The 482-nt window shown below is 57.7% G+C and carries 1 protein-coding gene; it reads left to right on the top strand.

Going from position 1 to position 482, the window contains the following annotated elements:
• A partial coding sequence (locus A3722_RS15220; RefSeq protein ID WP_236627436.1) for a GTP-binding protein occupies positions 1-482 on the top strand: 482 nt, incomplete at both ends.

The following is a 482-nucleotide window of genomic DNA, read 5'->3' on the forward strand; positions in this document are numbered from 1 at the left end:
CAAGCGTGTGGGCACCCAAGGGCAGGATATCGATTTCGCCCTGCTGGTGGATGGCCTGGCGGCAGAGCGTGAGCAGGGTATCACCATCGACGTCGCCTACCGCTTCTTCTCGACCGAGAAGCGCAAGTTCATCGTGGCCGACACACCGGGCCACGAACAATATACCCGCAATATGGTCACCGGCGCCTCGACCGCCGACCTTGCAGTGATCTTGATTGATGCCCGCAAGGGTGTGCTTACCCAGACCCGTCGCCACAGCTATCTCGTGCATCTGTTGGGCATCCGACATGTCGTGTTGGCCGTCAACAAGATGGATCTCGTGGATTATGACCAAGCCACCTATGACCAGATCGTAGAGGATTATCGGACCTTCGCTGAGAGTATCGGGCTCACCGATTTCACGGCCATTCCGATCTCGGGCTATAAGGGCGACAATATTACGGCCCCAAGTGAGAATACCCCTTGGTACACTGGCGCGCCGT

The organism is Sulfitobacter sp. HI0027, from assembly GCF_001634775.1.
In the GTDB taxonomy this organism is placed as follows: domain Bacteria; phylum Pseudomonadota; class Alphaproteobacteria; order Rhodobacterales; family Rhodobacteraceae; genus Sulfitobacter.